The sequence below is a fragment of the Rhodococcus sp. 5G237 genome, assembly GCF_053764735.1.
In genome coordinates this window covers 23,728-42,991 of the sequence record NZ_JBSNCD010000009.1, presented here as the reverse complement: position 1 = coordinate 42,991, position 19,264 = coordinate 23,728, and the positions used below count along the sequence as shown (strand labels likewise).

Sequence of the window (19,264 nt, the reverse complement as noted above, 5' to 3'; positions counted from 1 at the left end):
AGGCGCATACCGGGCCGTTCGGAACGTGGTGGTTCAGATGTCGAAGAAGACCGTCTCGGCGCCACCGTCCGGGGTGTCCTGCAGCCGGATGTCGATCGTGTAGACGGTGCGTCCGTCGCGCTCGGAACGCGACGCGATCAGGGTGTTGCGCCGCACCTCCCATTCGATGCCCTTCAGGACGGGATCGTCGGCGTTGAGCTCGGCCTCGTCCTCGAAGTAGACCCGCGTGTGCAGGCCGAGGTTGATGCCGCGCGCGAAGATCACGAGCAGGATGTGGGGTGCCGAGACGGAGCCGTCGGGGTTGGTGACGGCGCCGGGCTTGATCGTCTCGATCGTGAACACGCCGGTCTCGAAGTCGCCGCCGGTGCGTCCCCAGCCGCGGAAGTTCGGACCGAGGTCCTTGTCCTGTGCGTCGTCGGGATGTGCGTACCGGCCGTGGGCGTTCGCCTGCCAGCTCTCGAGCAGGGCGTCGCGCACCGGGGTGCCGGTGCCGTCGATGACACGGCCCTCCAACACGATTCGCTCGCCCTCGGTCTCGTCGGTGACGAGGACGTTGCCGAAGTTGTTGTCGAAGATGTCGAAGCCGGCCTGCTGCGGCGCGAGCCCGATGTGGACGTACGGGCCGCCGGTCTGCGAGGGCGTCTCCGGGAAACGTGTGACCATCGCGCGGGGGAGCAGCGGGGGCACGGGCCGGTAGGGATCGGTGGGCAGGCTCATCGCGGGGCTCCCGGGAGGTCGGTGTTCTCGAAGAATGTGGCCCGGCGACCGCGCAGGGTGATGTCCCAGCGGTAGGCACGGGCGTCGAACGGAGCGTTGGAGGCGGGATCCTCCTGGGCGATCAGACTGCGGAGCTGATCCACGGTCGGGATCGTCCGCGCGATCGGGCACTTCTCGATGAGCGGATCGCCCTCGAAGTACAGCTGGGTGATCAGGCGCTGCGCCCACCCGCGGCCGAGGATCGACACGTGGATGTGCGCCGGGCGCCAGGCGTTGCGGCTGTTGCCCCACGGATATGCGCCGGGTTTGATCGTCCGGAACTGGTAGTAGCCGTTCGCGTCCGTGAGCATCCGCCCGCAACCGCCGAAGTTCGGATCGATGGGAGCGAGATAGGTGTCCTTCTTGTGGCGGTACCGGCCACCGGCGTTGGCCTGCCACACCTCGACGAGTGCGCCCTCGACCGGATTGCCGAACTCGTCCTTGACGAAGCCGTGGACGATGATGCGCTCACCGATCGGCAGGCCGTCCTTCGAGAAGTTCAGGATCAGGTCGTTGTCGAGGGCGCCGAGCTCGTCGCTGCGGAAGACGGGTCCGGTGATCTCCGACAGGGTCGGCTTCGGCGTGATGAGCGCGTTGCGCGGTGCGCGCAGCACCGATGTGCGGTAGCCGGGGGTGAGCGCGGGTGGGTGCAGTGTGTGGTCGCGCTCGACGTATTCGCCGGTGGACATGCGATCTCCGATCTCTGAGCTGTGGACACCACCATAGGGTGAAGAAAAACTCATGTAAATTGACAAAACAGCAGTTGATTCATAACTTCCAGTGATGCAATCCGAGTTCGGTCCGTCCTCGTTCGCCCCGGAGCAGGCGCGACGCATCCGCCTCCGGCACCTGAGATGTTTCGTCACCGTCGCGCGCGAGGGTCAGGTCGGGCGGGCCGCCGAACTGTTGCAGCTGAGTCAGCCGGCCGTCACGAAGACCCTCAACGAGCTCGAGGTGCTCGCCGGAGCGAAACTCCTCGACCGCGGCCGACACGGTGCGCGTCTCACCGTGGCGGGTCACCGCTTCCTGCGATACGCGCAGGACGTCACCACCTCGCTGGACGCAGCGGTGGCCGCACTGGCAGGAGCGGCCGAACCCGCCCGCGAACCGCTGCGGATCGGGGCCCTGCCCACCGTGGCCGGGTCCGTACTCCCCGAAGCCCTGGCGGAGCTGCGGCGCATGCGCGCGGATCTGGACATCCGGATCCGCACCGACCCCAATGCCGTCCTGCTGTCGGCGCTCGCCGCCGGCGCCCTCGACGTCGTCCTCGGGCGCATGGCCGAACCGTCCCGGATGGTCGGGCTGTCGTTCGAGCTCCTGTACGCCGAGACGTTGATCCTCGTCGTCCGGCCCGGCCACCCCCTCGCCGAGCGTTCCGTCTCCGTCGCCGACACGCTCGAACACCCCCTGGTGGTCGCGACCGGCGGAACCGTGCCGCGCCACGCGACCGAGGCGTTGTTCGAACGTCACGGCCTGCGACTGCCGGTCGGGCTGATCGAGACACTCGACCTCGCCGTGGCACGCGGGGTGGTCCGGCGCAGCGACGCCGTGTGGATCACCACTGAACGCGCGGCCCGGGACGACCTCGCCGACGGCGTGGTCCGGCGCCTGGACGTGCCCACCGCGGGCACCGTCGAACCGGTCGGAGTGCTGCGACGCAGTGCCGACGCGTCGTCCGCCGCGGTCGAGGACTTCGTGACCATCCTGCGCGACATCCCGGTCGACGGGACATGGCAGGATTTCCCCCATGGCTGACCAGACTTCCGACCTTCCCGCCACCGAGCTGTGGGTCGAGCGCACCGGCACGCGCCGCTACACCGGCCGCAGCTCCCGCGGCGCCGAGGTGCTCATCGGCTCGGAGAGCGTCGAGGGCGTCTTCACCCCGGGCGAGCTGCTCAAGATCGCGCTCGCCGCGTGCTCCGGCATGGCTTCGGACTTCCCGCTGTCCCGCCGGCTCGGCGACGACTACGACGCGACGATCCGCGTTTCCGGTGCCGCCGACCGCGAGAACGAGGTCTACCCGCACCTCGAGGAGGAGATGGTCCTCGACCTGTCGGAGCTCGACGCCGACGCACGGGACCGTCTCATCGCCCTCGTAGAACGGTCCGTCGACAAGGTGTGCACGGTGGGCCGCACCCTCAAGGCGGGCACCGAGGTCTCGCTGACGATCACCCCCGAGGACTGATCGATGAGCGCCCCCGCAGACGTCGAACGGCTCACGGCGTGGGTGCACGGCCGCGTCCAGGGGGTCGGTTTCCGCTGGTTCACGCGTGCCCGCGCACTCGAACTCGGGCTCGTCGGGCACGCGACGAATCATCCCGACGGTCGCGTGATGGTCGTCGCCGAAGGCCCCCGGTCCGCGCTCGAACAGCTCCTCGCGTGGTTGCGATCCGGCGACACCCCCGGTGAGGTGCGGCTCGTCGTCGAATCCTGGGATCCCGCGCGCGGCGACCTCACCGGCTTCGTCGAACGCTGACATCCGTCCTGTTTGTCCGTTCGTCTCGGACACCTCCTTCGTCGGCCCCGGAGCGCTGCGCCGGATCACTCCCGACGGCAGCGTGACCACCGTGCTACCCGAGGTGACCGGTCCGGGTGGCATCGTCGTCGAGGGTCCCACCGTGTACCTGAACGTAGGCAACACGACCGTCTCGAGGGTGCACCCGGCCTAGGAAAGCGGTCACAACCCGCCGGTAGAGTTCTCACCCATGTACCTCAAGAGTCTGACGTTGAAGGGCTTCAAGTCCTTCGCCTCGTCGACGACTCTGCGTTTCGAACCGGGCATCACCTGTGTGGTCGGACCCAACGGGTCCGGCAAGTCGAACGTCGTCGACGCGCTCACCTGGGTGATGGGGGAGCAAGGTGCCAAAGCCCTGCGCGGCGGCAAGATGCAGGACGTCATCTTCGCCGGAACCGCCGGCCGCCCGCCGCTCGGACGCGCCGAGGTCACGCTCACCATCGACAACTCCGACGGCGCGTTGCCCATCGAGTACTCCGAGGTCTCCGTCACCCGCCGCATGTTCCGCGACGGTGCGGGCGAATACGAGATCAACGGCAGTTCCTGCCGTCTCATGGACGTGCAGGAACTGCTGTCCGACTCCGGTATCGGCCGCGAGATGCACGTCATCGTCGGCCAGGGCCGCCTCGCCGCGATCCTCGAATCCCGCCCGGAGGACCGACGCGCGTTCATCGAGGAGGCCGCCGGCGTCCTCAAGCACCGCAAGCGCAAGGAAAAGGCGCTGCGCAAGCTCGACTCGATGCAGGCCAATCTTGCCCGTCTCACCGACCTCACCGCCGAACTGCGCCGTCAGCTCAAACCGCTCGGCCGGCAGGCCGAGGTTGCACGTCGCGCCCAGACCATCCAGGCCGACCTGCGCGACGCGCGGTTACGACTGGCCGCCGACGACCTCGTCACGCGTCGTGCCGAACTCGCCGGGCACGACGAGCAGGAAAAGATGGTCCGGGAGCGGCTCGACACCGTGCTCGCGGCGTTCGACGACGCGAACGCCGAACTCGCCCGTCACGAACAAGCCCTCGCGCAGCTCACGCCGGGCGCCGAAGCGGCGTCGCAGACCTGGTTCCGCCTGTCCGCCCTCGCCGAGCGTGTGTCGGCGACCGTGCGGGTCGCGCAGGAACGCGCCCGGCACCTGCACGCCGAACCCGAGGATCGCTCCGGTCAGGATCCCGACGAGATGGAAGCCCGCGCCGACCGGATCGCCGCCGAGGAAGCGGAACTGGTCGAGGCCGTCGAGATCGCGCACGGAGCCCTCGAGGCGGCTCGCGAGCAGCTCGCCGAGCAGGAGGAGGCCGCAGCGGCCGCCGAACGCGCACATCTGGCCGCGGTGCGTGCCGTCGCCGACCGGCGCGAGGGCCTCGCGCGTCTCGCCGGTCAGGTCGAGACGATGCGCACCCGCGCCGAGTCGATCGACGCGGAGATCGCGCGCCTGACCGTCGCCATCGAGGAGGCGCGGCTCCGCGGCGTCGCCGCACAGGCCGAGTTCGAGACCGCTCAGGCACGCATCGACGATCTCGACGCCGGTGAGATCGACGCCGACGCGCAGCACGAACGAGCCCTGGAAGCGCAGCGGCTCGCCGACGAGCGGGTCACCGAACTCCACGAAGCAGAACGCGCTGCGGGCAAGGAGGTCGCCTCCCTCGGCGCCCGCATCGAGGCCCTGTCGATGGGCCTCGAACGCACCGACGGCGCCGCCTGGCTGATCGACACGCGGTCCGGCGACGGACTCGTGGGACGCCTCGCCGACCGGCTCCGGGTGTCCCCGGGATACGAGGCAGCCGTCGCAGCAGCCTTCGGCGCCGCGGCCGATGCCCTCGAGGTGGAGTCGGCCGACGCCGCGATCTCGGCGGTCGCAGCGCTCGCCGACGCCGACCAGGGCCGGGTGGCGTTCGTCCTGCCCGGCGCAGCCGGCCCCACCGACACCGGCGACCTGCCGACCGGTGCCCGATGGCTCCGCGAGGTCGTCGAGTGCCCCGCCGACCTGCACGGAGGCGTCGACGGCCTGCTGGCCCGCACCGTCGTGGTCGACGACCTGCCCACCGCCCTCGGGGTCTGCGCCGCCCGGCCCGACCTGCGTGCCGTGACGCGCGGGGGAGACCTCGCCGGTGCGGGCTGGGTGGTCGGCGGCTCGCACCGCGCCCCGAGCACCCTCGAGATCCAGGCGGCGATCGACACTTCCCGTGCCGGTCTCGAACAGGCCGAACGCCGCTCCGAGGAACTGGCCGCAGCCCTCGCGGGCGCACTCGCGGAGCAGGCCGAACGCGCCGAACACGTCGAACAGACCCTCGCCGCGCTCAACGAGTCCGACGCGGCGATGTCGGCCGTCTACGAACAACTCGGCCGGCTCGGCCAGGCAGCGCGCACCGCCCACGCCGAATCCGGACGGCTCGCGGCCCAGCGCACCGAAGCGGAGAAGGAACGCGACGCGGCACGAGAGAAGCTGGTCGAACTCGAGGAGCGACTGCGTCTGGCCGAGGACGACTCGGCCGGAAGTAGCGACGGTGCCGGCACCGAACACACCGCCGCCGAACGGGAGATGGCCGCGGCCGCCCTCGCCGAGGTCCGGGCCGTCGAGGTCGAGGCGCGACTCGCGGCGCGCACGGCCGAGGAACGCGCCGAAGCGCTTCGGGGCAAGGCGGATTCGCTTCGTCGTGCCGCGCAGGCCGAGCGCGAGGCCCGTGCTCGTGCCGAACGTGCCCGCGTCGCGCGTCGTCAGGCGGCGGCCGTCGCCGCTGCGGTGGCCGAATCAGGGCAGCGACTCGCCGAACAACTCGAGGTGGCCGTGGCGACGGCACTCGCACAGCGCGACGACCTGAACCGGCGCCGCGCCGAATGCGCCGAGCAGCTCGAACGGGCCCGCGAACTCGTCCGCGAACTGTCGGCGCAGCGCGACCAGCTCACCGACGCGGTGCATCGCGACGAAGTGGCCCGGGCGCAGGCCTCGCTCCGGATCGAGCAGCTCGAGCAGACGATTCTCGAGCAGCACGGCATCGCCCTCGACGACCTCGTGGCCGAGTACGGCCCCGACGTGCCGTTGCCGCCGACGCCGCTGGAGATGGCCGAGTACGAGCAGGCCCGCGAACGCGGCGAACAGGTCGTCGCTCCGCAACCGATGCCCTACGACCGGGCCACCCAGGAGCGGCGGGCCAAGCGCGCCGAGAAGGATCTCGCGACGCTCGGGCGCGTCAACCCCCTCGCATTGGAGGAGTTCGCGGCGCTCGAGGAGCGCTACAACTTCCTGTCGACCCAGCTCGAGGACGTCAAGAGCGCCCGCAAGGACCTGCTCGCTGTCGTCGAGGAGGTCGACGCGCGAATCCTGCAGGTGTTCACCGAGGCCTACGCCGACGTCGAGCGTGAGTTCGAACAGGTCTTCGCGAAGCTGTTCCCCGGTGGGGAGGGACGGCTCGTGCTCACCGACCCCAGCGACATGCTCACCACCGGCATCGAGGTCGAGGCCCGCCCGCCGGGCAAGAAGGTCAAGCGCCTGTCGCTGCTGTCGGGCGGCGAGAAGTCCCTGACCGCGGTGGCGATGCTGGTCGCGATCTTCCGGGCCCGTCCCTCACCCTTCTACGTGATGGACGAGGTCGAAGCCGCGCTCGACGACACCAACCTGCGACGATTGATCGGGCTGTTCGAGCAGCTGCGCGAGAAGTCCCAACTCATCGTCATCACGCACCAGAAGCCGACGATGGAGGTCGCCGACGCGCTGTACGGCGTGAGCATGCGGGGCGACGGCATCACCCGGGTCATCTCGCAGCGACTGCGCGGACGCGAGATCGCGACACCGGTCCCCGAACCGGAGGAAGAGCTCCAAGCCTGACAGTATGGGTGCGTGAGTACCGGAGCCTGGATAGTCATCGCCGCCGCGCTGGCGGTCGTTCTCGTCGCGCTCGTCGTCGGTCTGACCCTCTACCGGCGGCGGCAGGTGTCGCTGAAGGCGCCCGAGACCCCGCAGCTCGATTCCGCCGAGACCAAGGACCGCTCGGGCGGTTACAAGGCGCAGAGCGGATTCAGTTTCTCGCAGGGCACGGCCGCGCCGCCGGCGCCGGCCCCCCGGCCTGCGCCGAAACCGGCGCCGAAACCGGCACCGAAGCCTGCGGCGAAGCCGGAGCCCGCGCCCCGCACGGTGCCGTTGCCGGAGGAGATCACCGAAGCTCCGCCGAGCACACCCGCACCCACAGAACCGAAGGCGGAGCCTGCGCCTGCGCCGAAGGTCGAGCCCAAGCCCGAGCCGAAGCCCGCAGAACCGAAGCCGGCCGAACCGGAGCCGGTCGAACCCGAGGTCGCTCCGGAGTCGGAGCGACCCGCTCCCGAGCCCGTCGAGCCCGAGGTCGCCCCCGAACCGGAAGTCGCACCGACACCGGAACCCGAGGTCGAGCCCGCCCCGGCGACCGAGACCGTCGCCGAACCCGAGGTCGCCGAACCCGAGGTCACCGAACCTGAAGTCGTCGAACCGGAAATTGTCGAACCGGCCGGACCGGCCGCTGTTCCGCCGGCAGCCCCGATCGAGGAGATCGAACCCACCGCGGGTCGCCTCGTCCGCTTGCGTGGCCGTCTGGCCCGCTCGCAGTCGGCGGTCGGCAAGAGCCTGCTCGGTCTGCTCGGTGGCGGCGACCTCGACGAGGACTCCTGGGAGGAGATCGAGGACACGCTGCTCGTCGCCGACCTCGGCGCCGCGACGACCACCAAGATCGTCGACCGTCTGCGTGAGGAGATGGTCGTGAACAACGTGCGCAGCGAGACCGACGCCCGCGCCGTGCTGCGCAGCGTGCTCGTCGACGAGCTCCGTCCCGAGCTCGACCGTTCCATCAGGGCCCTCCCGCACGAGGACCATCCCGCCGTGCTGCTCGTCGTCGGTGTCAACGGCACCGGCAAGACCACGACGACCGGCAAGCTCGCCCGCGTGCTCGTCGCGGACGGACGCCGGGTGCTGCTCGGTGCCGCCGACACCTTCCGTGCCGCGGCCGCCGACCAGTTGCAGACCTGGGCCGAACGCGTCGGTGCCGAGGTCGTCCGCGGCAAGGAGGCCGCCGATCCGGCCGCGGTGGCGTTCGATGCCGTCGCGAGGGGCATCGACAACGGTGTCGACGCGGTCCTCGTCGACACCGCCGGCCGCCTGCACACCAAGACCGGCCTGATGGACGAGCTCGGCAAGGTCAAGCGAGTCGTGGAGAAGAAGGCCGCCGTCGACGAGGTGCTGCTCGTCCTCGACGCGACGATCGGCCAGAACGGTCTGATGCAGGCCCGCGTGTTCGCCGAGGTCGTCGACATCACCGGTGTGGTGCTCACCAAGCTCGATGGAACCGCCAAGGGCGGCATCGTCTTCCAGGTGCAGCACGAACTCGGCGTCCCGGTGAAGCTGGTGGGCCTCGGTGAGGGCGCCGACGATCTCGCACCCTTCGAACCGGAAGCCTTCGTGGACGCCCTGTTGGGCTGATCGACGCTGCTCTGCTGGGCTGATCCGCACCGCGTCCGTCGTTCCGGCCGCTGTCCGCTCACGCGGGCAGCGGCCGGTTCCGTCGGTGGGGATGCGGTGTCCGAAAAGTGTGAAACAAGGATGAAACAAGGTCGGTTCCTGCGTTCACGCCCACGAAACAGCGCGGCGCCTCCACGGAAACATCCGGGCAGCAAGCTTTCCCTCGACAACGCGCCGATCGGCGCGGCCTACAGGGAGGTTGCAAGTGGAGGAAGTGGTGAACACCGGCGACGCAGCGTGGATGCTGATAGCAGCGTCGCTCGTGCTTCTGATGACCCCGGGCCTGGCGTTCTTCTACGGCGGGATGTCCCGCTCCAAGTCCGTGCTCAACATGATGATGATGTCGTTCGGGGCGATGGCACTGATCGGCGTCATCTACGTCCTGTGGGGCTGGTCGATGTCCTACGGCACCGAGAGCGTGCTCGGCATCTTCGCGAACCCGTTCGAGCAGTTCGGTCTGCAGGGCGCCATCTACGGCGAAGACGGGGAATTCCTCGCCGGCATCGGCAACTACCCGCAGATCATCGACATCGGTTTCCAGGTGACCTTCGCGATCATCACCACCGCCCTGATCAGCGGTGCGCTGGCCGAGCGCGTGAAGTTCGGTACGTGGATGGCGTTCGTCGCGATCTGGGTGACCTGCGCCTACTTCCCGCTCGCCCACATGGTGTGGGGCGGCGGTCTGCTCTCGGGCTCCGAGGACAGCATCGCGGCCGCACTGTTCGGAACGGTCGACGACGGTGAAGGTGGCCTGACTGCCGCGGTCCACCCGATCGACTTCGCCGGTGGCACGGTCGTGCACATCAACGCCGGTATCGCCGCTCTCGTCCTGGCGATCGTCATCGGCAAGCGCGCCGGCTTCGGACGCACCGCCTTCCGTCCGCACAACCTGCCGTTCGTCATGCTCGGTGCCGCGCTGCTGTGGTTCGGATGGTTCGGCTTCAACGCCGGCTCCGCCTTCGCCGCCGACGGTACCGCCGGCCTGGCCTGGGTCAACACCACCACCGCCACCGCTGCCGCCATCCTCGGCTGGCTCCTCACCGAGCGCATCCGTGACGGCAAGGCCACCAGCCTCGGTGCCGCGTCCGGTGCCGTCGCCGGCCTGGTCGCCATCACCCCCGCTGCCGGCTCGCTGAGCCCGGTCGGATCGATCGCCCTCGGCGTCATCGCCGGTGTCCTGTCCGCCCTCGCCGTGGGTCTGAAGTACAAGTTCGGTTACGACGACTCGCTCGACGTCGTGGGTGTCCACCTCGTGTCCGGCCTGTGGGGCACGGTCGCCATCGGCTTCCTCGGCACCGAGACCGGATTGTTCTACGGTGGCGATTACAAGCAGCTCGTCATCCAGATCGTCATCGCAGTCGTCGCCCTGGTGTTCACCGCCGTCGTCACCGCAGTGATCGCCCTCGCACTCAAGCCCATGGGCTGGCGTGTGAGCGACGAGGAAGAGGCCCGCGGTATCGACGAAGCCGAACATGCGGAATCCGCATACGACTTCGCGCCGGCTCTCAAGTGATAAGAAGACCACGACAGCGAGCAGGGATGACAGCGGCCAGCGGGCTCTGGGAAGGATGAGGATATGAAGCTGATCACGGCGATCATCAAGCCGTTCACGCTCGAGGACGTCAAGGCAGGCCTGGAGCAGGCCGGTGTGCTCGGAATGACAGTCAGCGAGGTGCAGGGGTACGGCCGCCAGAAGGGCCACACCGAGGTCTACCGCGGAGCCGAGTACTCCGTCGACTTCGTGCCGAAGGTCCGCGTCGAGGTCGTCGTCGACGACTCCGCTGTAGACAAGGTCGTCGAGACCATCGTCGAGGCCTCCCGTACCGGCAAGATCGGCGACGGCAAGGTGTGGGTCACGCCCGTGGAAGCCGTGGTCCGGGTCCGCACCGGAGAACGAGGTTCGGATGCGCTCTGACCCCCAGGGGTCCGGCACTCGAGGCCCTGATCCCGTTGCTTCGGCAGCGGGGTCGGGGCCTTCGGTGTCCTCGGCCCGCAAAACCGCACCGGCGGGCGCCGCCGATCTCGCGGCCGCCCGCGACACCCTGCTCTCCGGCGGCCCCCGCAGCCGCCGCCTCGACACCGTGGCCCTGCGTCACGCCCTCGTGGACCTGCATGAATTCTGGTTGACGACGAAGGGCTCCGAACTCGGCATCAAGCGCGAGGGAGGCTTCGCCATCGTCGCCGTCGGGGGGCTCGGACGCCGCGAGATGCTCCCGTACTCCGATCTCGATCTCATCCTTCTCCACGACGACATGGCGCCGTCCGTCGTGTCGAAGGTCGCCGACGAGCTCTGGTACCCGCTGTGGGACGCGCACATCAAACTCGACCACAGTGTCCGGACGGTGCCCCAGGCTCTCCAGGTGTTCTCGTCCGATCTGACGGCCGCACTGGGAATGCTCGAGGCGCGGCACATCGCGGGCGACGCCCAGCTGAGCAATCTGCTCATCGGCGGTGTGCGACGTCAGTGGCGCACCGGCATCCGGTCCCGCTTCGACGAACTCATCGAGATGACCGAGGTGCGGTGGCAGCGCAGCGGGCAGATCGCCCACCGGGCCGAACCCGACCTCAAGAGCGGTCGCGGCGGGTTGCGGGACGTGCAGTTGCTCAATGCCCTGTCCGTTGCGCAGCTCACCGACGGCATGCCGGGACTCGGACCCGACGTCCCGGGGGGTGGTCTCGCGGCCGCCCACCGGCGACTGCTCGACGTACGCACCGAGCTGCACCGCGTCGCCGGCCGCTCCCGCGATCAGCTGCGCGCGCAGGACGCCGACGAGATCGCCGCGGCGCTGCGGATCGGCGACCGTTTCGATCTCGCGCGGGTGCTCACCGAATCGGCCCGCACGATCAGCTACTCCGTCGACGTCGGTCTGCGCACCGCGGCCAATTCGCTGCCGCGCAAGGGCCTGTCGCGTCTGCGTCGCGGACCGGTGCGGCGACCCCTCGACGAAGGGGTCGTCGAGCACGGGGGAGAGGTGGCCCTCGCGCGCGACGCGCATCCGCGTCGCGACCCGGGCCTGATCACGCGGGTCGCGGCGGCCGCCGCGCAGGCCGGACTGCCCGTCTCGGCGGCCACGCTCACCCGGCTCGCCGATCACGCCCCGGAACTGCGCGAACCCTGGCCCCGCGAAGCCCTCGACGACTTCCTGGTGCTGCTCGGTTCGGGACGTCGCGCGGTCGACGTCATCGAGTCGCTGGACCGCACAGGACTGTGGGGGCGGTTGCTCCCCGAATGGGGTGCGGTGCGCGACCTGCCGCCGCGCGACGCCGTCCACACGTGGACCGTGGACAGGCACCTCGTCGAAACCGCCGTCTACGCGAGCGAACTGACGACACGGGTCGCCAGGCCGGACCTGCTCGTCCTCGGCGCGTTGCTGCACGACATCGGCAAGGGACGCGGCGGCGACCACAGCGTGGTCGGTGCCGAACTGGCCCTGCAGATCGGACGGCGGATGGGTCTGTGGCCCTCGGATCTGGCGCTGCTCACCTCGATGGTGCGACACCACCTGCTCCTGCCGCACACCGCGACCCGGCGCGATCTCGACGATCCGGAGACCGTGGCCGCGGTCGTCGACGCCCTCGACGGCGATCCGGTGCTGCTCGACCTGCTCCACGCCTTGGCCGAGGCGGATTCGCAGGCCACCGGCCCGGGAGTCTGGGGGGACTGGAAGGCGTCGCTGATCAGGGAACTCGTGCGCCGGTGCCGCATGATGATGGCGGGGGACGAGTTGCCGGCACCGGATCCGATCGATCCCGCCCTCGCGAACCTCGCCGAGGACGGCGCCTTGCACGTCGCGCTCGAACCACGCGAGGACGGTCGCAGCTTCACCGCGACCTTCGTCGCGCCCGACGAGCGGGGTGTGCTCTCCGACGAGGCCGGCGTGCTCTCGCTGCACGGTCTACGGGTGCTGTCGGCCTCGATCGGCAGTCACGCCGGCAGCACGGTCAACAGCTTCGTCGTGGCCCCGAGATTCGGTTCACCGCCCGAAGCGGCGCTGCTCCGGCAGGAACTCGTGCGGGCACGCTCCGGCGACCTCGACCTCCTCGGTGCCCTCGAGACCAAGGACCGCGCCGAACGTGAGAGCAGGCTTCCCGAGCGAACGGCCCGGGCGGTTCCCGTCAGCGCCGCTCTCGCGCCGCCGCGGATCATCTGGTTCGAAGGATCCGAAGCGGACCAGGTCGTGCTCGAGATCCGGTCGGAGGACCGGATCGGTCTGCTGTGCCGCCTCGCGGACGTCTTCGAGCATGTCGGAGCCGACGTGCGGTGGGCACGGGTGAGCACGCTGGGTTCGACGGTGATCGACTCGTTCTGCGTCGATCTCGCCGGTGCCCACACCCGTGTCTCCCGGGAGCATCTCGAGAAGGAACTGCTGTCGGTCCTGCCTGCCCCCGAGCCGCCTGCGCCCGCCGACAGACCGTGACCGACAGATCGTGACCGCGCGGGCGGCCCGCCCTGTGGCGTGGCCACCCGCGGTCGCGACGGATCGGGAGCGGTTACCCTGGTTCGCAGCAATGTCCGCATCTTCGTCAGAGCTCAGGAGCGCATTCGGTGTTCGAATCCCTTTCCGACAGGTTGACAGGGGTCCTGAAGGACCTGCGCGGCAAGGGGCGGCTGTCCGACGCGGACATCGACGCGACCTGCCGTGAGATCCGCCTCGCCCTGCTCGAGGCCGACGTCGCGCTGCCCGTCGTGCGCGAGTTCATCAAGAAGATCAAGGTGCGCGCCAAGGGCGCCGAGGTGCACGGCGCGCTGAACCCGGCCCAGCAGGTCGTCAAGATCGTCAACGAGGAACTCGTCGGGATCCTCGGCGGCGAGACCCGTCGTCTGCAGTTCGCGAAGACCCCGCCGACGGTCATCATGCTCGCCGGTCTGCAGGGTGCCGGTAAGACCACCCTCGCGGGCAAGCTCGCGAAGTGGCTCAAGGCGCAGGGACACACCCCGATGCTGGTCGCCTGCGACCTCCAGCGTCCCGGCGCTGTCACCCAGCTGCAGGTGGTCGGTGAGCGTGCCGGCGTGTCGGTCTTCGCTCCCCATCCCGGCACCTCCATCGGCGGAGGCGAGAACGAACTCGGAGTCACCGCTGCCGACCCGATCGCCGTGGCCGAGCAGGGCATCGCCGAGGCGCGCAACAAGCAGTACGACGTGGTCATCGTCGACACCGCCGGTCGCCTCGGTATCGACCAGGAACTCATGGCGCAGGCCGCGGGCATCCGCGACGCCGTGCAGCCCGACGAGGTGCTGTTCGTCCTCGACGCGATGATCGGTCAGGACGCCGTGAGTACCGCCGAGGCGTTCCGCGAGGGCGTCGGCTTCACCGGCGTGGTGCTCACCAAGCTCGACGGCGACGCCCGTGGTGGTGCCGCGCTCAGCGTCCGCGAGCTCACCGGCCAGCCGATCATGTTCGCCTCCACCGGTGAGAAGCTCGAGGACTTCGACGTCTTCCACCCCGAGCGCATGGCCAGCCGCATCCTCGGCATGGGCGACGTGCTCACCCTGATCGAGCAGGCCGAGCAGGTCTTCGACGCCGAGCAGGCCGAGGCCACCGCCAACAAGATCGGTTCGGGCGAGCTCACCCTAGAGGACTTCCTCGAGCAGATGATGGCCGTGCGGAAGATGGGCCCCATCGCCAATCTCCTGGGCATGCTGCCCGGAGCCGGGCAGATGAAGGACGCCCTGGCCAACGTCGACGAGAAGCAGCTCGACCGCATCCAGGCGATCATCCGCGGCATGACGCCGGAGGAGCGCGCCAACCCGAAGATCATCAACGGCTCGCGGCGACTGCGTATCGCTAATGGTTCCGGTGTGAAGGTCTCCGACGTCAACCAGCTCGTCGACCGGTTCTTCGAGGCCCGGAAGATGATGACGGCCATGGCCGGCCAGATGGGCATGCCGGGCGCACGCAAGAACCAGCGCAAGAAGGGCAAGAAGGGGAAGAAGGGCGGTCGCGGACCGACGCCGCCGAAGGTGCGGGGCGGTATGCCCGGCGGCTTCCCCGGTCTCCCGGGTGGCATGCCCGCCGGGATGCCCGACCTGTCGAAGATGCCGAAGGGCCTCGACGAGCTTCCTCCGGGACTCGAGAACTTCGACCTGTCGAAGCTGAAGTTCCCCAAGAACTGAGCCGGGCCGGGGATGACCGTGACCGAGGGTGATGCGCGTTCCTTCGTGGTGCGGGGCCGGTCGTTGGCCGACGACGAAACCGTCGAGCTGTTCGTCGGGGCCGACGGATCGTTTACGGCCGAGCCCGGCCGCGACGCCGAGGTGCTCTGTGCCGACGGCTGGATCCTGCCGGGCCTCGTCGACGCGCACTGCCACGTCGGCATCAGGTTCGGCGGGGGAGCGGAGGACGAGGAGGGTCTGCTCGCGCAGGCCGTCACCGAACGCGACGCGGGTGTCCTGCTGCTCCGTGACGCCGGTTCACCTGTCGACACCCGGGCCCTCGATCAGCGGGCGGACCTGCCCCGGGTCATCCGGGCGGGTCGGCACATCGCTCTGCCCAAGCGCTACATCCGCGGGCTGCCCGTCGACCTCGAGGACGAGTCGCAGCTGCCCGACGAAGTGGCCCGTCAGGCCCGGGCCGGCGACGGCTGGGTCAAACTCATCGGCGACTGGATCGACCGGGAGGTCGGCGACCTCGCTCCGCTGTGGAGCGACGAGATCCTCGTCGAGGCGATCGCCGCGGCCCACCGCGAAGGCGCGCGGGTGACGGCGCACGTCTTCGGTGAGGACGCCCTGCCCGGACTGCTCGCGGCGGGGATCGACTGCATCGAGCACGGCACGGGCCTGACCGACGAGACCATCGCGACGATGGCCGCGCACGGCACCGCGCTCGTGCCCACACTGGTCAATATCGAGAACTTCCCGGACATCGCCGATTCGGCGACGCGATTCCCGGTGTACGCGGCGCACATGCGCGCTCTGTACGCGCGCCTCGACGAGACCATCGGCTCCGCCCACGAGGCCGGCATCCCGATCTACGCGGGCACCGATGCCGGTGGCCAGGTGCAGCACGGGCGCATCGCCGACGAGATCGCATCGCTCGTGCGCGTGGGTCTCGACCCCACCGAGGCGTACGCCGCGGCGAGCTGGAAGGCCCGCGCGTGGCTCGGGCATCCGAGTCTCGAGCCGGGGACGTCGGCGGATTTCGTCGTGTACCGGGAGGATCCGCGCAGCGACCCCGCGGCCGCGCGTCCCGATCTCGTGGTTCTCCGCGGCCGAGTGGTCTCGGGGAGCCCTGCGCGCTTGTAGGGGGTGCGCGGGGTCACCGGGTGCCGGTTTCGTCCTGGCTCACGCGTCTGGCAGAATGGTTCGCTGTCGTCGCATCCGGTTACGTACCGCGCGGCGGTCACAGGCTAGAGGCAAAACCGGGCGTGCCAGAAGGGCGCGTCGTCCGAATTGCACGTGACACGCGCCTCGGCGCACCCCGAAGGAGAACACAGCAGTGGCTGTCAAGATCAAGCTCACCCGTCTCGGCAAGATCCGCAACCCGCAGTACCGCATCGTCGTCGCGGACTCGCGCACCCGCCGCAACGGCCGGGCCATCGAGACCATCGGCAAGTACCACCCGAAGGAAGAGCCTTCGCTGATCGAGATCGACTCGGAGCGTGCGCAGTACTGGCTGAACGTCGGCGCGCAGCCGACCGAGCCGGTCCTCAACCTCTTCAAGATCACCGGTGACTGGCAGAAGTTCAAGGGCCTGCCGGGTGCCGAGGGCACGCTGAAGAAGGCGGAGCCGAAGCCGTCCAAGCTCGAGCTGTTCCAGGCCGCCCTCGCGCAGGCCGAGAACGAGCCGGCTGCCGAGGCCGTCACGCCCAAGAAGAAGAAGGCTGCCAAGGAAGAGTCCGCCGAGGCGTCCACCGAGGCCGAGTCCACCGAGGCCGCCGAGTAATGAGCGCCGTGGTCGCCGATGCCGTCGAGCATCTCGTTCGTGGAATCGTCGCCCATCCCGACGACGTCCGCGTCGACCTGATCGCGGGCCGTCGGGGCCGCACCGTCGAGGTGCACGTCAATCCCGACGACCTCGGCAAGGTCATCGGCCGCGGCGGTCGTACCGCGACCGCGCTGCGGACCCTCGTCACCGGCATCGGTGGCCGGGGTATCCGTGTCGACGTCGTCGACACCGACCGCTAGGCGAGCGTCGATGGAGCTCGTCGTGGGCCGTGTGGCCAAGTCGCACGGCATCCGAGGCGAAGTCGTCGTCGAGGTTCGCACCGACGAACCGGAGGAGCGCTTCGCCGTCGGCGCGGTCCTGCGTGGCCGTAAGCCTCGCGACAAGCACCTGCACGAGTACACAGTGGAAGCCGCCCGGGAACACTCCGGGCGGCTTCTGCTGCGCCTGCAGGGCATCGACGGTCGCGACGCCGCCGACGCACTGCGCGGCGTGCTGTTCGTCGTCGACAGCGCCGACCTTCCGCCGTCCGACGACCCGGACGAGTTCTACGATCACGAACTCGAAGGGTTGACGGTGCGGATCGTCGCCGGTCGCCCCGACGGCGGAACCGAGGTCGGCACCGTCCGCGAGGTCCTGCACACGGCCGCCGGCGAACTGCTGTCGATCCGGCCTGCCGGCCAGGAGCGCGGAGAGTTGCTCGTCCCGTTCGTCACCGAGATCGTCCCGACGGTATCGGTCCGGGACGGCGTGATCGAGATCGATCCGCCCGAAGGACTCCTCGACCCCGACTTCGGGGAACCGCCGTCCAAGAAGAAGAAGAAGTCGATCGAGGGGAAGCAGTAGTCCGTGCGGCTCGACGTCGTCACCATCTTCCCCGAATATCTCGAACCCCTGCGCGTCGCCCTGCTCGGCAAGGCGATCGACAAGGGGCTCATCTCCGTCGGCGTGCACAACCTGCGCGACTGGACGCACGACGTGCACAAGGCCGTCGACGACGCGCCCTACGGCGGCGGACCGGGCATGGTCATGAAACCCACCGTGTGGGGACCGGCGCTCGACGACGTGCTCGCCGGACCCGACGGTGAAACCGATCCCGACGTCCTGCTCGTCGTCCCGACTCCGGCCGGTCGCCGCTTCGATCAGGCCACCGCACAACGGTGGTCGAAGGAGAAGCGGATCGTCTTCGCCTGCGGCCGCTACGAAGGAATCGACCAGCGCGTCTTCGACGATGCCGCGCGGCGCGTGCGCGTCGAAGAGGTGAGCATCGGCGACTACGTCCTCATCGGTGGGGAGGTCGCCGTTCTCGTGATGGTCGAGGCCGTCGTCCGGCTGCTGCCCGGTGTGCTCGGCAATCAGCAGTCGCACCAGGAGGATTCGTTCTCCGACGGACTGCTCGAAGGACCGAGCTACACCCGGCCGGCGGTGTGGCGCGACCTCGAGGTGCCGCCGGTGCTGCTGTCCGGCGACCACGGCAAGGTCGCCCGCTGGCGCCATGAGCAGTCGCTCGAACGCACCCGCGAACGACGACCCGACCTGCTCCCGTCCGACGACTGACGCCGCGCCGGACGGCCCTCAGGGGCGGTGTGCGCTTCCGAGCGTCGTCTCGACCGCCAGCGTGACGGTCTCGCGCGCATGCTGCGCGCTCCCGTCGTCCGTCGCGTCGTACATCGCCGTGTCGGGCAGGAAACCGGTGTCGTAGAAGGGATCCGACTCGTCGTAGGTGACGGTCTCCCGTGCCGCGACCACGACCACGTAACGGTGATCGTCGCCGAAGAATCCGGTGGACAGGTGCAGCCATTCACCGGCCAGGCAGCACATCCACCCCTGCTTCACACCCAGCTCCGTGGAATCGCCGAGACCCTCGGGAAGCCCGAAACGCTGGTCGTATCCGTCGACGCCCTCGTCGGTGAACTCCACCAGATGGCCGACGATCCGGGCCGCGCTCTCGTCACCGGAGGCGCTGTCGCCGAGCAGATCGTCGTACCAGGTCAGCAGGTCCGACGCCGTCGTAGTTGTGTTCCACCACCAGGACCCCGGATCCGGGGGAGTCGTGCCGGTCAGGTTGTGCCGTTCCACGACGTGCTCGACGATCTCGGGACCACCGTAGGTCTCCCACAGCAGCGTTGCCGCGTTGTCGTCCGAGGAGCGCAGCATCGACCGGATCAACTCGTGGTCCTCGTCGGCGAGCGTCGCTTCGCCTGTCACCTCGCGGTACAGGACCTCCTCGGCGATGAACAGTTTCACCGTCGAGGCGGTCTCGAAGGGTTCGTCCGATCCGCCGAGCACGCGGGTCCCGGATTCACGGTCGAGCACGGCGACGGTCAGGCGCGCTCCGCGGCTGTCCGCGAGCGCGACGGCCGCGTCGATCTGCCGGGGCAGTTCGGCCGTCGACAGCGTCACGGTCGACTCGTCGGAATCGGTGTCCGTCACGGAGGCGAGACCGAGCGCCTCGTGCGGGAGTGGATGGGAATCGATCGATTCGCAGCCGGATACGGCCAGTGCGGTGGCCACGCAGAGCATCATCGCGCCCGATCGTGCGCGTCCGCGCCCGTGCTTCATGTCCGGCTCCTGCATTCCATTGTGCAGTGGACGATAGCGCCGGTCCACCCGACAGCCTGCACGGACCCCGCGCGC

Annotated in this window: 17 protein-coding genes; 14 read left to right on the top strand and 3 right to left on the bottom strand. The window is 69.5% G+C overall.

Going from position 1 to position 19,264, the window contains the following annotated elements:
• Window positions 1-33: 33 nt before the first annotated feature.
• The gene (gene pcaG, locus ACWPOC_RS20660; protein WP_120282239.1) at window positions 34-717 is read right to left on the bottom strand and encodes a protocatechuate 3,4-dioxygenase subunit alpha; all 684 of its coding nucleotides are present in this window, start codon (window positions 715-717) and stop codon (window positions 34-36) included.
• Complete coding sequence (gene pcaH, locus ACWPOC_RS20655; RefSeq protein ID WP_006551212.1) at window positions 714-1,445, bottom strand: protocatechuate 3,4-dioxygenase subunit beta; 732 nt, start codon at window positions 1,443-1,445, stop codon at window positions 714-716. The genes pcaG and pcaH overlap by 4 nt, the downstream gene beginning before the upstream one ends.
• A gap of 94 nt (window positions 1,446-1,539) precedes the next feature.
• Here pcaH and ACWPOC_RS20650 point away from each other — a divergent pair, with 94 nt between their 5' ends.
• The 14 genes from ACWPOC_RS20650 to trmD all read left to right on the top strand — a co-directional run bounded on the left by ACWPOC_RS20650 (window position 1,540) and on the right by trmD (window position 18,184).
• Window positions 1,540-2,511 (top strand): LysR substrate-binding domain-containing protein, encoded by a 972-nt coding sequence (locus ACWPOC_RS20650; protein ID WP_455409251.1) that lies wholly within the window; start codon window positions 1,540-1,542, stop codon window positions 2,509-2,511.
• Window positions 2,504-2,941 (top strand): OsmC family protein, encoded by a 438-nt coding sequence (locus ACWPOC_RS20645; RefSeq protein WP_120282240.1) that lies wholly within the window; start codon window positions 2,504-2,506, stop codon window positions 2,939-2,941. The genes ACWPOC_RS20650 and ACWPOC_RS20645 overlap by 8 nt, the downstream gene beginning before the upstream one ends.
• A 3-nt stretch (window positions 2,942-2,944) precedes the next feature.
• Entirely contained in the window at window positions 2,945-3,232 is a 288-nt protein-coding gene (locus ACWPOC_RS20640; protein WP_120282241.1) for an acylphosphatase, read from the top strand.
• Window positions 3,233-3,461: 229 nt separating this feature from the next.
• Window positions 3,462-7,088 carry a chromosome segregation protein SMC gene (gene smc, locus ACWPOC_RS20635; protein WP_455409250.1) on the top strand — a complete coding sequence of 1,209 codons (3,627 nt, stop codon included), beginning with the start codon at window positions 3,462-3,464 and terminating at the stop codon, window positions 7,086-7,088.
• Between the two features lie 12 nt (window positions 7,089-7,100).
• Window positions 7,101-8,705, top strand: a complete 1,605-nt coding sequence (ftsY, locus tag ACWPOC_RS20630; protein WP_455409249.1) for a signal recognition particle-docking protein FtsY — start codon at window positions 7,101-7,103, stop codon at window positions 8,703-8,705.
• A gap of 244 nt (window positions 8,706-8,949) precedes the next feature.
• Window positions 8,950-10,257, top strand: a complete 1,308-nt coding sequence (locus ACWPOC_RS20625) for an ammonium transporter (protein WP_120282246.1) — start codon at window positions 8,950-8,952, stop codon at window positions 10,255-10,257.
• 63 nt (window positions 10,258-10,320) lie between these two features.
• Window positions 10,321-10,659, top strand: coding sequence for a P-II family nitrogen regulator (locus ACWPOC_RS20620; protein WP_016694628.1), 339 nt, complete (start codon window positions 10,321-10,323; stop codon window positions 10,657-10,659).
• Complete coding sequence (locus ACWPOC_RS20615; protein WP_120282247.1) at window positions 10,649-13,162, top strand: [protein-PII] uridylyltransferase; 2,514 nt, start codon at window positions 10,649-10,651, stop codon at window positions 13,160-13,162. The genes ACWPOC_RS20620 and ACWPOC_RS20615 overlap by 11 nt, the downstream gene beginning before the upstream one ends.
• Window positions 13,163-13,290: 128 nt before the next feature.
• Entirely contained in the window at window positions 13,291-14,859 is a 1,569-nt protein-coding gene (ffh, locus tag ACWPOC_RS20610; RefSeq protein ID WP_060651070.1) for a signal recognition particle protein, read from the top strand.
• Between the two features lie 12 nt (window positions 14,860-14,871).
• Window positions 14,872-15,987, top strand: coding sequence for an amidohydrolase family protein (locus ACWPOC_RS20605; protein ID WP_120282248.1), 1,116 nt, complete (start codon window positions 14,872-14,874; stop codon window positions 15,985-15,987).
• A gap of 193 nt (window positions 15,988-16,180) precedes the next feature.
• Complete coding sequence (gene rpsP / locus ACWPOC_RS20600) at window positions 16,181-16,627, top strand: 30S ribosomal protein S16 (protein ID WP_016691249.1); 447 nt, start codon at window positions 16,181-16,183, stop codon at window positions 16,625-16,627.
• Window positions 16,627-16,869: an RNA-binding protein gene (locus ACWPOC_RS20595; protein ID WP_006550954.1), complete on the top strand. Its 243-nt coding sequence runs from the start codon at window positions 16,627-16,629 to the stop codon at window positions 16,867-16,869. Before rpsP ends, ACWPOC_RS20595 begins: the two co-directional genes overlap by 1 nt.
• Window positions 16,870-16,879: 10 nt before the next feature.
• Window positions 16,880-17,473 (top strand): ribosome maturation factor RimM, encoded by a 594-nt coding sequence (gene rimM / locus ACWPOC_RS20590; protein ID WP_455409248.1) that lies wholly within the window; start codon window positions 16,880-16,882, stop codon window positions 17,471-17,473.
• A gap of 3 nt (window positions 17,474-17,476) precedes the next feature.
• Window positions 17,477-18,184: a tRNA (guanosine(37)-N1)-methyltransferase TrmD gene (gene trmD, locus ACWPOC_RS20585; protein ID WP_120282249.1), complete on the top strand. Its 708-nt coding sequence runs from the start codon at window positions 17,477-17,479 to the stop codon at window positions 18,182-18,184.
• 18 nt (window positions 18,185-18,202) lie between these two features.
• Here trmD and ACWPOC_RS20580 read toward each other — a convergent pair whose 3' ends face one another.
• Window positions 18,203-19,189, bottom strand: coding sequence for a hypothetical protein (locus ACWPOC_RS20580; RefSeq protein WP_455409247.1), 987 nt, complete (start codon window positions 19,187-19,189; stop codon window positions 18,203-18,205).
• Between the last annotated feature and the right edge of the window lie 75 nt (window positions 19,190-19,264).